Origin of the sequence: Rhizobium sp. 007 (genome assembly GCF_015353075.1) — a bacterium.
Lineage (GTDB): Bacteria > Pseudomonadota > Alphaproteobacteria > Rhizobiales > Rhizobiaceae > Rhizobium.
This window is the reverse complement of record NZ_CP064189.1, coordinates 103,367-115,698: the sequence shown is the minus strand read 5'-3', so window position 1 is coordinate 115,698 and position 12,332 is coordinate 103,367. Positions and strand designations below refer to the sequence as shown.

Sequence of the window (12,332 nt, the reverse complement as noted above, 5' to 3'; positions counted from 1 at the left end):
ATCGAGTTTCACCTTACATCTCGGGACTTGCCGGGATCGACGTTTGTACCGCGCAACTTCTTGACAGATTAGTTAGTTTGCGCTACGTACAAACAAACTATTCAGGTAATGGCTTTCAGATCCAGGGTCGGCAAACAACGAGGAGGTTTTGACAATCTGTTGGCTATGTCGCGCCCGGTTCTCCCGCGCCACGCCGCGCCGTGCTTTGATAAAGATGCCTGCCTTTCGTGGGCCCGGAGCGAGCGTCAGCGCATAGTTCACACATTTAAGCAGTCACAACTGGAGCTAGGGATGCATTGCAATCAATATGCCGCAAAAGCCAGCCTGCTCGCGAACCTTTCTAACAAGGTTCGCCTGCAACTGCTTTCGATTATCGTAGAAAAAGAGGTGTCAGTCGGCGACCTGGCGCAAAAGTTGAACATTAGCCAATCGGCATTGTCACAACACCTTGCGAAGTTGAGGGGAGAAGACCTCGTCAGTACCCGCCGAGAGGCGCAGACTGTATATTATCGGTGTGAGGATAAAGCCGTCCAAAACATTCTTGGGGCTTTGGAAGAGATCTTCAGGCCAGAGACCGGCCCCAGGGCCGCTGCAACGGCTCTTAGCCCCCTCCGACCGACCGACTAAACAGTCATGTGCGATATTTGGAGCGCTTGTCCACTAATCGTTGCGGCTTGCGGCGCCCGTGAGGTTTAACTGCGCTGCCGAGGCCCCCCAACGTTACATTTCGCCTTCGAAGCTATCTAAACCTCCGCGCGTCCAGACGTGCGTTCAAAAACATCCGGTAAGCATTTCACGAGATTGAGTCAAAGCGGCCCTCAGTACCCTTACGCCACATTGACACGCATGTGTTGTACACCCTTTCCTGAGCGAGGTTTTGCGACGCACGCGCTCGACTGCTTCAACATATTGGGTTTATTAAACAAATAAGCCAATATTCACAAAAGTGTGAGCGGGATATGTCGCTATTAGAATTATTCTTCTTCCCTGATGGCTTTGTGTTTATTAAACCATAGGTAGGGTATATGGAGAGCCGCATCAGGCGTATGAGCCTCCGGGGACAAAACCGGCACTACGCCTGACATTCGGCATCCAACGGCTTTCCGTCATGCAAAGCTGCAAACGCTTCGTTGATTTCCAGCAGCGACTTCACTTTTTCGAAAGGCAGTTCTTCAATGTATCTCATCAGTCAGTGGCGAAGGTTCGCCTCATCCTCCGATCCTCCCAACGAGTAGAGAGCCGCCGCAAAGATTAACCCTAGGCGTTATAACTAAACAGTCTGCCGAGCTCGATTCCTCCCTCGTCCGGCTGGCGGCGAGGCTGGACCTCCCTCCACCATCCAAGCGGCCTGCCCTCATCGAGCTTTTTAAGGAGGCAAAGCTGGTTCAAGCTTTGATTGTCTGCTTATGGATACCGACGCACACGACGTCCACTGCATATTCCGGAAAATTGGCTCCGCAGGCATCGTCATTCTTGAGCGAGATGGCATTCTCCTAAAGCACAAGCTTCTTCAAAGGGATCTGATGCTGGGCGATATCAATGATAAACTTGTCGAGATGCTGCGACAGCTGCGCGAGCAGAATGTTCTCTTTGGATTCCTCTCGCGCCAAACAGGCGTAGCGGGTGGCTTCGATGATTGGTCGGAATATGTCGGCCTGACGAGGATGCTCGACGAGTTGCTGAACGTGCGAGGGGCTTTGCCTGATTTCTGGCTCGCCTGGTCTGCTCGAAGAAGGAAAGCCGAACCTCAACATCGAAATAATACGTGGCGCAGGCCGGACGCCGGAACGATCTTGCGAGCTATCGAGTGGTATGGGATTGATAAGAACAGAGCTGTGGTTGTCAGTAGTTCCTCAGCAGGCGTTCTCGCTAGCAAAGACGCCGGCATCACGGGCATCCAATATTCTGGCTGGCGAAACTATCAGGCCGATCCTGGCAGGGCTACAGAAACGCCTCGAGTTGCGTTGCCGCCTGAGATAACCGAGGTGCGAGGGCTTCGCGCCACCCTCGAACGAATTCTGGGATTGGGTCGTTGAGCGGCGTTTAGCATCTCGTAGCGATGCCGGGACCGTAGCCACTCTAACGCAGGCAGCTACGGAGAACCGGCTCACACTATTCCATGCATCCCGCTGGCCGATCATCAGTAGCTCAGCGGCTTCGGTCCCGGTCCTTATCTTGGGGCGGGCGAAGCTTGATCGATTTCGGTATCTCGCGATCGCGCTGTTGGGTTTTCTCGCGCTTGCGATCCAAACGATCCGTTTCCGGCCGATCTTGCTCGGCGTTGGACCGGGCCACGCGCGATGCATCGACCGTACGATTGTTCGAGCTCCTATTGACGGCGCCCTGCTCCGCAATGTGATCGCGACCGGCGGCCGACTTGGTTTCCAAGCTTTCCGAGTTGCGTTTGTCTCTGCCATCTTCAGCGCGAACCCGGTTCTTCGCCACCCGCGAATCGAGCTGTAGCCCAATGACCTTTCCGATGATCTTCGTCGCCTGCTCGAAGATCAAACGATCGGACGGATTGGTAATTTTCGCGGCAACGCTGAGGGCGGTATTTGCCAGCGTTTCCTTGGCTGCCTTTGCCTGGGCGGCATTGATGGGTGTGGCGCGTAACATGTGCTCTTCACCTTTCTCTCCAGTGGGGTCGCGTCCTTCACGGACGGCCGTTTCAAGCCGCCGGTATTCACGTTGCAATCCGATCGATAGGTCATGGCTTAGTTCCCGCGCCGTGCTGGGCGCAGTTCGATCTTTAGCAATCCCTTCCAGCATTTGAATGACCCGACCGACCGAGCGCCGGCTCCGATCGAGCCGCTTTGTGGCCTCTTCAAGCTTCGGCGCCGTTGGAAGGTCACGAACCTTGGAGATCACCTTTTCAACGACGTTGCTCGGCGCCGTTGCTCCCATTCGCCGGAACATTTCCCATTCCCATCTCTTGACGGGTGGTGGTCCTGCACGCTCGAGACGCTTCTGACGATCGATTGCAATGCCACGCTCACGCGCCTTGTCAGCAAAGCGCACACGCCATTCGGTAAAATCGCGGATATTAGGATTGAGCATCTTTCCGTTGCTGTTGCGCAGTGCGACGATCACGTGCAGGTGTGGATGCTTCGCGAGGTCGTTCCGATTGTGGATGGCATAGGCATAACGGTGACCGGAAAACTGTTCCCTCAGAAAATCACGACCCGCCAGGATAAACCGATCGCGATCGACGTTGGCCGGCCCCGACAGCAATAGGTGCATGAAATCCCGCGGTTGCCTGGTCTCCATAAGAGCACCGACGATCTTGCCCTCGGCCGTGAGCTGCTTGTGATCCTTGGTCATGATCTCGCGCCGCTCGGCGCCGTGCTGGTATCGGCCGCTCTTGCCAGGGCGCTCCTCGATATGCGTTTTCGTCGAAAGCGTCACCTCAACGCCTGCACGCTGCATAGCGTGGAAGGTGGCAATCAAGCCTTTCGGACCGGACGCGAACTCGGCCGGATAGCGCGAGATCGGCGTGATCCCTTCCCCCCGCATAGCCTTGTCCAGGCGAGCATCGATCGCGTGGACGTTGTCGATGTCGGCAGCAATGCGATTGCGACTGCTCCGATCCGATCGGTCCTTCTTTTCATGGGCAATGACCAGAGCGAAATGGAGACGGGTCTGTCCCTTCACCCCTTCGCTCACGCTAAAGGCATAGGTCCTATCGGTATCGCCCGCATCACGAAACCCCTCCTCCGCGAGCGAGCCAAGCGCGCTGGCAACGCGTTCCCGATCGGTGTTTTCGAGTTCGTAGGTCAGACGGAGAATGTCCTTGCTGCCTTTCCGGTTGCCAAACTCCCGCTCCCAGGACCGCAAGGCGGCATTGAGGTCGGTGACTTCACGGCCGTCCTGGTCGTGTGCCTTTTCTTCCTTGCTCTGGTAGGCAAGGACGTTGCGAGCCGAACTTGCGCCGGCGCCGTAGGACAGGACTTTGACAACGACGGCGTTGTTGCCGGCCGCACGGCTGACAGCGGTGGCGGCGCCGGCGTGTCTCGCGGACGGTAGCCCAGTTTTGGCCGATACCGGCCTCTTTTTCGCACCTCCACCGCCGCCGCCCCGCCGACGCAGTTCGTCTTCGATCAGATCGAGATAGCTCGGCAGCCGGCGACCTTCAGGTCTAGACCGGGAGCGACTTCTGGATAGGTCGTTCATCGTGCTTCCTGATCAGGTCGGCGATATAGGTGGATGGTCGGACGAAGGCTGCGTCGCGGATGGAATCCAAGGCGACCATCACCTCGTCCAATTTTGTTATGATCGTCTCAGCCGCGGCGATGTGTCCTCCCTTCTCGGCGAGGAATTCCTCGTTTCGAAAGGCAAGTTCCCGCAGAAATTTGTGCATGTTTCCCAGTTGCCGGTCATGCTCTTCCAAGATTGCCGGAATATGCATGATCTCCCTGGTGACGATCAGCTTGGCGACGATGTTGACGGAGATATCGAGCCGCCTGGCAAGGGCCTCGACATTGCTCAGGACGTGAGCAGGCAGGCGGAACATGACGGCTGGTTCCCGCATCTTCCTACAGCCCCCTCGCCTTTAAAGCCTCGAGGATCAGCCTGTGCGTGGCGGATGACAGTTGCTCGTGCCGTTCCAACGATACCCGAAAGATCTTCGTCAGCACGTTGTCGTCGAGATAAAGGGAGATACGCTTGCGTTTCGTGGCCCCGCCGACCGCCGTCGCCTGGCCCTTCGTCGCCAATCGCTCCCTGCGTTCGTTTTTGCTTGGAGAGCGCCGTTCCTGTGCACCGGCGTCCGCAATGACGCTTTCCTCTGGTGCTTGAGGAAAATCCTCGGGCATGAGCTTTTTGAGATCGACATTGATCGGCATATAAGAGGTCGCGGTTTCCTCCACGTCCTTCGCCTGGTCCTCTCTCGATCGAGCAAGAGCGAGGATGTTGCCGGCCGGCGTCCTTTCTCTCGACATCGCGCTCAAGCGGCCTCCGCCTGCAGGAGACTGATGAACTCGTTGTTGATCCTCTTCACGAGATCGATCGCGTCGAGCACGCTTTCGGAGGCCCGACGCTTGGCCGACGGCGTTAGCGACGGATTACTCTCGATGCTGGCCAGCTTGGAATAGAGCGACCCGAAGCCGGCGCCGACATCGCTGAAATGGTTGCTCTTCCGGATGACGGTATCCACCATCGGGATGCTGCCGCTGGTCAGGATCGCGTGGACCTCGGGAAGCGAGCGGTTGTGTTTGAGGGCAATCATGTCCACGTAATTCCAGATCGCCGCGTAAGGGATCGGTCCCCGGGCCCGCTTCCGGGAGATCTCCTTCAAGATTGTCGCCACTTTGATGGCGGAAGTCGCAGCCGTCGGTTCCGGTATGACGGGGATCAGAACGGCATCGCACTCGTGATAGACTTCGATCGCACGTTGGTGGACGTATCCACCAACGTCGTAAATCCGAATGTCCGCCTCCGGGGAGTTGGCGAGGCGATCCACAAATCTGTCGTCTGGGGCGACCCGCAGATGCAGCAGCGTGCCGTCGGTCGGAAGCAATCCTCTTTTCATGGATACGTTGTACCAACGGGTCGAGGATTCCTGTTCGTCGCAATCGATGAGCAGTGTTCGATGTCCCTGTTGCGCGAACTCGGCTGCGAGATTGACGTTCAAGGTCGATTTCCCGGCGCCGCCTTTGAAAGTCGAGATGGCAAGCGAAAGTGGTTTGATTGTCATGGAATCCTCAATCCCGCCGCTTCGCTCGTAGATGCTCCTGCTGGCTCGCCGCTATCAGATCGTCATTAAGCCTCGTCGCTTCGCGCTGGCGAGCCGCATCCGTCTGCGGGTCCCTAGCCGGCCAGAACCTCAGGATCGGTAGAAAAAGAAACACGAAGCAGGTGATCGTCGCGGCCTTAAACCAGATGGACTGCGCATAAAGATCTGCGGCCCACTGCCACAGCGCTTGCGTCCATGCCGCCGGAAGGAAGGCGTATGAAATCGTCAAAGCCAGAGCGTAGGCAATGAAGGCCGCGAATACGGCGCAGACGGCCGATACCAGCAAGAAGTTCGCAATTAGAACCAGGATCCAGACTGCCCAAAAAGGAAAAGTTGCGATCCTGACGGCATTTCGGTAAGCCGACATCTGCCTTTCTCCAAACGCTCATTCAGTGTCTGAGTAGACATATCGCAATCCATGAGCGTTTTCCAGACTTGCACTGCAGTATAATTTGTGCATGCTTGAGATAGCCAACTGACGACGGATGCGAGCATGAATCTTGGCGCGTGGCGGCTCGACAGCCTCCCCTTCTCCACCCTTGCAATCACGATGATCGCCCTGCCGCTCTCCGCGCGGGACGACACGGCTACGACGTTTGTCGGCTATTATCAGGCTGCCTACGCGCAGGGACGAGACCTGATCCTCCCACCTCAAACAGCGCTCGATACGTCATCCCTCGCCACTCGGCTTGACCTGCAAACGATCAGACCCGAAGCGGCGCTGACCGGCAGCGCGTTTCTGTCCTCAGATGGAACGATCGTCAAATTAGCCGGTGCCCAAGGCTGCCTCTCGACCGAGCCAATGGAATTCGCTGGCCTGCAGGCGACATGCGCCATGGTCTCGCTCGCCGGCATGACCAAGACCCTCGATGAGGCAATGGCTGCCGCCGGCAACGCTTTTCCGTGCCATTTCCTCGGGCAAAATCCAGGCACGCCGACTGTGCGCTTTGCCGAGTGCTTTTTCGTCAAAGACGGCACGGTGCAATCGCTCTCCGAGACGCTCATCAGCAAGGGGCTGGCGTTCGCCGCCCGTGACCGGGCGGGCCGGGCAGTATTTCCGGAATATTTGCAAGTGGAGGAAGACGCACACAGGGGAAGAGCTGGAATTTGGGCGAACGCTCATTTCATGCATCCCTACGGCGAACGCTATCGCGCCAATCCTTCAACGAACTGATGCGGATGAGGTCCTTCATGTTGATGTCCACACTCACCGCTTCCGGCCTCTATGCAGGTATCACCGTCATGCCCATGCTTGGCGGCGCCGGTCACGTTGAAGGCTCCCATCTTCAGCCTTCGATCATTCCTATTCAGGCACACCAAAGCGAGATTCCAGCCGAAAGCGGCCAGGGCGGCGATCAATCCGGATTCACCCCATTTCCGGCTGAGGCGCAATTCGAGACCGGCGACACCTGGATCTCAGGCAGCCGGCGATATCGTCTGTATGGCCTGCAGGCCTGTCTTCGAGGAACCGCTGCCACGATTTCTCCCGGCGTTGTTCGAGACTGCGGAGAACTCAACCTGATCATGGCGCAGGCATTGATCAGAGATGCGAGACCGGTTTGCACGAGCATCAAGGAGATCGACCAGAACAACGCGGTGGCCGTATGCCAGACGACGACAGGCAGGCGGCGTTATGATCTGGCAACCTATATGATCGCCCAAGGATGGGGCTTCGCCGCCGTCGACAATGCCGGCCATTTGATCGTTCCTGGCTACAGGGTCGCGGAGGAAAGTGCGCGATCGGCGCGCGCCGGGCTTTGGGCCTACTCGGACATGCCGCACCCAGTCTCGATCCTCACCCAGCAGGCCGGAGCGCAGCGATGAAAATTGCCTCGATCTCGATCATATTGCTCACGTTGAGCCCGACGGCTTCGCTGGGACAGAACCGGCCAGCCGACTTGCCCCGCCAGATTTATGGCAAGGTCCAAGTCGTGGACGCTACCACGTTAGAATTCAAGAAAAGCGGACAGACCGTCCGCCTTGCTGGATATGAAGCATCCCGCCTTGAGCAGACGGCAACGAGCGATGGAGTGGAGTGGCCGGCCGGTCAGGTCGCGCGCGCCTGGATGGTCCTTCGCACCCTCGGGCAAGACGTCAACTGTGCACCGATTGCCCGTGATGCGAACGGTGTGATTATCGCTCATTGTTTTGTCGGAGAGACGAACCTTGCCGCCACCGCGATTGCGGAGGGTATCGGTTACGCTTTCAATTATCGCAACGAACCTCAGGTCCCCGCCTATTTCGACATCGAGAGGAAAGCCCGAGGCCTAGGATACGGCGTTTGGTCTTCGCCCGACCTGCTTCCTCCGTGGCTCTACACCGCATCGATGGCCAATGAGAACATGGCCAAAATCCCTTCCTCAGAACCCGACAGCGGCTTGCCCCTGCCGTTGCCTGTAACCCCTAACAATTCGCTATCGCTCAATGATGTGCACGGAGGTTGAATGTATCGCTTTTTTGGAACCGTCGCGATGATGTCGTTGCTCTCCGTATTTTCTCCTTTGGCCACCGACGCACAAGACGGCGCCACCCAAAAGCAACTCGAGCAGCGCGATCCTGACTTTTGTGGTGCGGGAGGCGCTGGCTGCGATCCGGCGGACGTGCAGCGGTGGAAGGCGGTTGGCAACAAGCTTGCGGACCTGTCTTCGGCGGACCTCAGCCAATATGCCTACGCCTGCGCCAAACATCGCGACTGGAAGAGGGACTGTGAGACCGATCCGGTTCTTATCCTGAAGCGCCTGGGAATTGAAGGATATTGAGGGTACCGATGAGCAAGTCCCCTGATAGAGCGGTTTTTGCTGCGGCGATCGCCTTCCTCCTTGGAACAGCTGGAGGCTACGCGATCAATGAAATGGTGAAAAGCGGCCAGACGGAGGAGCTCGAACAAGAGATCGCCCGGCTGCAGAACGAGGCTCAGCGAAAAACGCAGGTAGACGCTCCCAACGACGAGGAGGCAAGTGCGGCGATTGCGAAGTCCGGACGTTCGATGCGGATTTCGGAGTGCACGCCGCGCGAAGCTCTGCCTGGTGTCACCTGCACCGGCATCATTACCACCACGACAGGCTCATTTGCCGGAACCACGCAGCCAGGAGTGCTGTCGTTTGCAAAAATCGACGGCGCCTGGACGCAGATTCAATGAGGCATTCGAAAGGAGACGAATTGTGAGACCGTTCGTGATCGTGGCCACAGTCCTGGCTGGCTCAACCTTTGCACCGCCGGTCACGCCAGCAAACGCCGAGGACGCCTCTTGGGGATGCCAGGTTCTACTCTGCGCGGCATCGCAGAAACCCTCCTGGCACGGCGTTCCCTATTGCGTTCCGCCCATGACAAGGCTGATTGCTGCAATGTCGAAGCCCGGTTTTTCGTGGCCGATTTGCCATGAAGCCAATGCTGGCAAGCCGGGGCGCGAGACCTACGAGGATTGCCCACCCGATACGACGGTCGGCTACAGCTCGCAGGGCGACAATGGTTGGCGGGGAGAACCTGACCAATGCATCAAGACGGTCGATATTTGTCGGTCTCCGAACAAGCGCGGTATCGATACAGAGCTGAAGAGTGCAACGGTTCGCCGCGTTTTCGGTGACCGAGGCGATAACTGCATCCGGCAAATCGCAATACCGCGGCCGCGACGCACGGACCCCTACTTCTTCGATATTCCGAACGACAAAGGCGTGAAGGAAAGATTTTGGTTCAATCTGAACAACTAGGCGCAGGGCAGCAGATGCTGGCACGACGGCGAAGCTCAGGACGATGGCTGGGCGGTCTTCCTTTTCGTGCGGCGCGCTTTCGCAGCCGCGATCCGGGCGAGATCGTCTTCAGTGACCGTGAACAGATCTTCGATCGTGACATTCCATTCGCGCGTCATCTTGTCGAGCGTGGTCAGCTTCACGTCCCGCATTCCACGGGTCACTTGCGACATATAGGCTTCCGACACGCCGAGTTGCTCAGCCAAATCCTTGTTCGTCAATCCGCGCTCAGACTTCAGCCGCCCCAAACCGATGGCAAGTCTATCCTGGAACGAAAGGGTGTTCAGGTCCGTGACGTTCACCGCCTTGCCGGGGATGTCGCCTTTCAAACGAGGCATGGGACGTCATCCTTGGCCGCAGATGCCATCGAGTTGGCATGATGCCGAGGACAGCGGATCCTGCCATGGCTGAAGGCGCGTAAGGTTCTTGAAACTATATTGCTCATCCGATGCCCGACGTCGTCCAGAAACCGGCCAAGCGTCAACGCTGTGTTGCCTATCTCTCGCATTCAGCTATTCCCAAGTTATCAGGCGTCTTACACCGCGACGATCGGCCCGTGCAAGAGGACCGGAGGCGGCGTTTCGGATCGCAACGCCACCGTCGCGAGAAACTGCCTCCCGCTGGCGACGAGTACCGAAGCGTCCGCCTGCGCCAGACTTGTCGGTTGACCGATGCTCCAATCTCAAAACTGCAATTTAACTGCAGTCAAAGTTCTGCTCAATTCAGCTTAAAGGAGGCGGTTGATGACATTGCTCGAAAGGTTTGGCTACCAGTTTGACTTGCGGCGGCTGGCAATAGCGATCTTGATCCTTGCGCTGGCCTTCCTGATTTTTCGTGTTGCAATCAGGGATAGCCTTACTTTGGGCTATGCCATGGTAGTCCCTTCCTATGTCTTCCTATCGGCTGCAATAGAAGGTGCTCGTCTCGAAAAGAGTAGCTTTCGCGAGATCCGTGGGTGGGCAGAGACGATCGTCGCTGCCGTTGGGGCAGCTGGCGTGGGATATCTCGGTTATAGCCTTTGGTCCCTCGGTTATTGACCGCGCAACATGCGTATTGTCGTTCGCAACAGCCCGGCTCACGCATTGGCGGAACTGACAGAACGAGAGGCCACCGCGTTGCGTGCCTGGTACGGCAATGCGGCTTCCAACGAGGACGAGGCAATCGCGCTTGCTATTATCCGGCGCGTGAAGGTGATGAACGGCTGGATCGAGTGCGACTGCTTGGTCGGTCGACACCAGCCGTTGCTCGCACCAATCCAGCAGGAGCGCACCTTTGCCCTGCGACGGCTAACGCCGAAGGATGAGACCCCTGACCGACATGAAGAACGCCCGAACCATGCCCCTACCTGCCCATTTCACGTCGACAAGGATACCGACCCCGCCCTCTTCGATCGCGGCTATCACCTTCGCCCGCTGCCTAGGTCCGATCGCACCTACATCGATGCACTTCCCGCCATTCCCACCCGCCTCGCCGATGTCGCGAACCGAGATCAGTCCCGATCGACGGAGAGGAACGACAGGCCGTCTAGACTTGGTGGCATCCTATGGCGAATGATCGAGAAGGCGGATACGAACGTCATCCCGCCGCTGCAGGACGATCCCGATCTTACGCTCGGCACTCAGCTCGCCAGGCTCCGTTCGGCGGCACGCGAATTCAGAGTGCTGCGGACTTGGACGCTGAACGCGCTTTTGTCGACGTGGGCCGCAGACTATTGGAATCCTGGCAGCAGATGGCAGCGGTTGCTTGGGACGTCGCGCCCGGACTGGCCGGAGGCGCTTCGCCGAACCGGCTTCATGTTGCTGTTCTCGACGAGCGTATCCGCACAGGCGATCATGCCCGCCTCTTCGTCGCGAACAATCGACATCCTTGCCAAAGTGCGGCAGCCGCTGCGGGGCGATCCAGCACGTCGTGGTCCATTCCTGACTTTGCTGAATGTGGATTTTCAGGAGGATGACGAGGGGCCGGTTCGCGCGGTGCAGGCCTACGCCCAGCCGGTCTACAACGGCGACACGCTATTCCCGGTCGAATCGGGGTTTGAGCGGGATGTATCGCACCTTTTGTTCTGGCTCCAGCAATCGCTGTTCGACGCCGCGCCGGAGCTGCGGGTCAAGATCACCAAACCGCTTTTCGCATCGGAAACGCGCGTCGGACTCTGTAGGCCGGACTTCGTTTTGGAGGTGAGGTACAAGGACTATCCACCCCGGAGACTGATTGTCGAGGCCTTCGGGATGGAGACGGACGAATATCGGGAAGCAAAGGAAAAGACGATCCCGCGAATGAAGCATCTTGGGCCGATCTTTAGTATTTTTCCAAAGGATCTCGCCGAGATCAATTCCGAAGGCACCGGGCGGCGGCTGCAGGCGTGGGTCGTCGATCAGATTCGCACGGGCTGAAACAACGACGCGACGAGTGGTTGATGGGCGGAAAGGATAGCTCGGAGATTTTCAGGGGTTTTAGGTCGGCTGCGCCATGTCTGCATCCAGCTCGGATTCCGCAGCCAAGAGCAAAGCCGCCTGAGCACGGGACTGCATGTCTGGCGGGCAGCTTCCGAATATGGTGGACACAAGCTCTTCCGTGAGTTCGGTGATCGTCGGCGTCAACCTCGTCGGAAACAGGCGATCAATGTCGCTTGCGTCCACTCCCAACCGTCCGAGCTCGGACTTGAGCGCGCGCGTTTCCATCGCGCGCTCTTTGACCATCGGCCAAAGGCCGGCGTTGGACCTGGCTGCTGCGACTATCCGGTCGAGAACGTCATGTTTCGAAAGATCCCGATTGGCGAGGTATCTGATTTCGCCCACGGCATTTTCCTCCCTCTATCAGTCGGACCGGAACTGCAAAAACGCTTGTAAGATTTC

At 57.9% G+C, this 12,332-nt stretch carries 18 protein-coding genes; 11 read left to right on the top strand and 7 right to left on the bottom strand.

What is annotated here, in order from left to right:
• Positions 1 to 291 precede the first annotated feature (291 nt).
• Both ISN39_RS32410 and ISN39_RS32405 read left to right on the top strand, forming a co-directional pair.
• Complete coding sequence (locus ISN39_RS32410) at positions 292 to 627, top strand: metalloregulator ArsR/SmtB family transcription factor (RefSeq protein WP_194732093.1); 336 nt, start codon at positions 292 to 294, stop codon at positions 625 to 627.
• Between the two features lie 779 nt (positions 628 to 1,406).
• Positions 1,407 to 2,036, top strand: coding sequence for a hypothetical protein (locus ISN39_RS32405; RefSeq protein WP_194732092.1), 630 nt, complete (start codon positions 1,407 to 1,409; stop codon positions 2,034 to 2,036).
• A gap of 112 nt (positions 2,037 to 2,148) precedes the next feature.
• Here ISN39_RS32405 and ISN39_RS37015 read toward each other — a convergent pair whose 3' ends face one another.
• Positions 2,149 to 3,321, bottom strand: coding sequence for a hypothetical protein (locus tag ISN39_RS37015; protein ID WP_246763537.1), 1,173 nt, complete (start codon positions 3,319 to 3,321; stop codon positions 2,149 to 2,151).
• On the opposite strand from ISN39_RS37015, the gene ISN39_RS37010 reads away from it, so the two are divergent.
• A complete protein-coding gene (locus ISN39_RS37010; protein WP_246763536.1) occupies positions 3,307 to 4,023 on the top strand; it encodes a hypothetical protein in 717 nt (238 codons plus the stop codon). The genes ISN39_RS37015 and ISN39_RS37010 overlap by 15 nt on opposite strands.
• A gap of 112 nt (positions 4,024 to 4,135) precedes the next feature.
• Here ISN39_RS37010 and ISN39_RS32395 read toward each other — a convergent pair whose 3' ends face one another.
• The 4 genes from ISN39_RS32395 to ISN39_RS32380 form a co-directional block, all read right to left on the bottom strand.
• The gene (locus tag ISN39_RS32395; protein WP_194732090.1) at positions 4,136 to 4,528 is read right to left on the bottom strand and encodes a hypothetical protein; all 393 of its coding nucleotides are present in this window, start codon (positions 4,526 to 4,528) and stop codon (positions 4,136 to 4,138) included.
• Between the two features lie 4 nt (positions 4,529 to 4,532).
• Positions 4,533 to 4,865, bottom strand: coding sequence for a hypothetical protein (locus ISN39_RS32390; RefSeq protein ID WP_246763535.1), 333 nt, complete (start codon positions 4,863 to 4,865; stop codon positions 4,533 to 4,535).
• 77 nt (positions 4,866 to 4,942) lie between these two features.
• Entirely contained in the window at positions 4,943 to 5,692 is a 750-nt protein-coding gene (locus ISN39_RS32385) for a ParA family protein (RefSeq protein WP_194732089.1), read from the bottom strand.
• A gap of 7 nt (positions 5,693 to 5,699) precedes the next feature.
• Positions 5,700 to 6,098 (bottom strand): hypothetical protein, encoded by a 399-nt coding sequence (locus ISN39_RS32380; RefSeq protein ID WP_194732088.1) that lies wholly within the window; start codon positions 6,096 to 6,098, stop codon positions 5,700 to 5,702.
• Positions 6,099 to 6,224: 126 nt separating this feature from the next.
• Here ISN39_RS32380 and ISN39_RS32375 point away from each other — a divergent pair, with 126 nt between their 5' ends.
• The 6 genes from ISN39_RS32375 to ISN39_RS32350 are packed head-to-tail and all read left to right on the top strand — an operon-like array spanning position 6,225 to position 9,438.
• A complete protein-coding gene (locus ISN39_RS32375) occupies positions 6,225 to 6,905 on the top strand; it encodes a nuclease (RefSeq protein WP_194732087.1) in 681 nt (226 codons plus the stop codon).
• Between the two features lie 17 nt (positions 6,906 to 6,922).
• Positions 6,923 to 7,555 carry a thermonuclease family protein gene (locus tag ISN39_RS32370; RefSeq protein WP_194732086.1) on the top strand — a complete coding sequence of 211 codons (633 nt, stop codon included), beginning with the start codon at positions 6,923 to 6,925 and terminating at the stop codon, positions 7,553 to 7,555.
• Positions 7,552 to 8,175: a thermonuclease family protein gene (locus ISN39_RS32365; protein ID WP_194732085.1), complete on the top strand. Its 624-nt coding sequence runs from the start codon at positions 7,552 to 7,554 to the stop codon at positions 8,173 to 8,175. Before ISN39_RS32370 ends, ISN39_RS32365 begins: the two co-directional genes overlap by 4 nt.
• Positions 8,176 to 8,490 carry a hypothetical protein gene (locus tag ISN39_RS32360; RefSeq protein ID WP_194732084.1) on the top strand — a complete coding sequence of 105 codons (315 nt, stop codon included), beginning with the start codon at positions 8,176 to 8,178 and terminating at the stop codon, positions 8,488 to 8,490.
• An 8-nt stretch (positions 8,491 to 8,498) separates the two neighbouring features.
• Positions 8,499 to 8,870, top strand: a complete 372-nt coding sequence (locus ISN39_RS32355) for a hypothetical protein (RefSeq protein ID WP_194732083.1) — start codon at positions 8,499 to 8,501, stop codon at positions 8,868 to 8,870.
• 34 nt (positions 8,871 to 8,904) lie between these two features.
• Positions 8,905 to 9,438: a hypothetical protein gene (locus ISN39_RS32350; RefSeq protein WP_246763566.1), complete on the top strand. Its 534-nt coding sequence runs from the start codon at positions 8,905 to 8,907 to the stop codon at positions 9,436 to 9,438.
• A 35-nt stretch (positions 9,439 to 9,473) separates the two neighbouring features.
• Here the strand turns inward: ISN39_RS32350 and ISN39_RS32345 are convergent, their stop codons facing one another.
• A complete protein-coding gene (locus ISN39_RS32345) occupies positions 9,474 to 9,815 on the bottom strand; it encodes a helix-turn-helix transcriptional regulator (RefSeq protein ID WP_194732081.1) in 342 nt (113 codons plus the stop codon).
• Between the two features lie 405 nt (positions 9,816 to 10,220).
• Between ISN39_RS32345 and ISN39_RS32340 the strand changes: the two genes are divergently transcribed.
• Positions 10,221 to 10,514 (top strand): hypothetical protein, encoded by a 294-nt coding sequence (locus ISN39_RS32340; protein ID WP_194732080.1) that lies wholly within the window; start codon positions 10,221 to 10,223, stop codon positions 10,512 to 10,514.
• Positions 10,515 to 10,523: 9 nt separating this feature from the next.
• Complete coding sequence (locus ISN39_RS32335) at positions 10,524 to 11,870, top strand: hypothetical protein (RefSeq protein WP_194732079.1); 1,347 nt, start codon at positions 10,524 to 10,526, stop codon at positions 11,868 to 11,870.
• 60 nt (positions 11,871 to 11,930) lie between these two features.
• Here the strand turns inward: ISN39_RS32335 and ISN39_RS32330 are convergent, their stop codons facing one another.
• Positions 11,931 to 12,275, bottom strand: a complete 345-nt coding sequence (locus ISN39_RS32330) for a hypothetical protein (RefSeq protein ID WP_194732078.1) — start codon at positions 12,273 to 12,275, stop codon at positions 11,931 to 11,933.
• Positions 12,276 to 12,332: the final 57 nt, after the last annotated feature.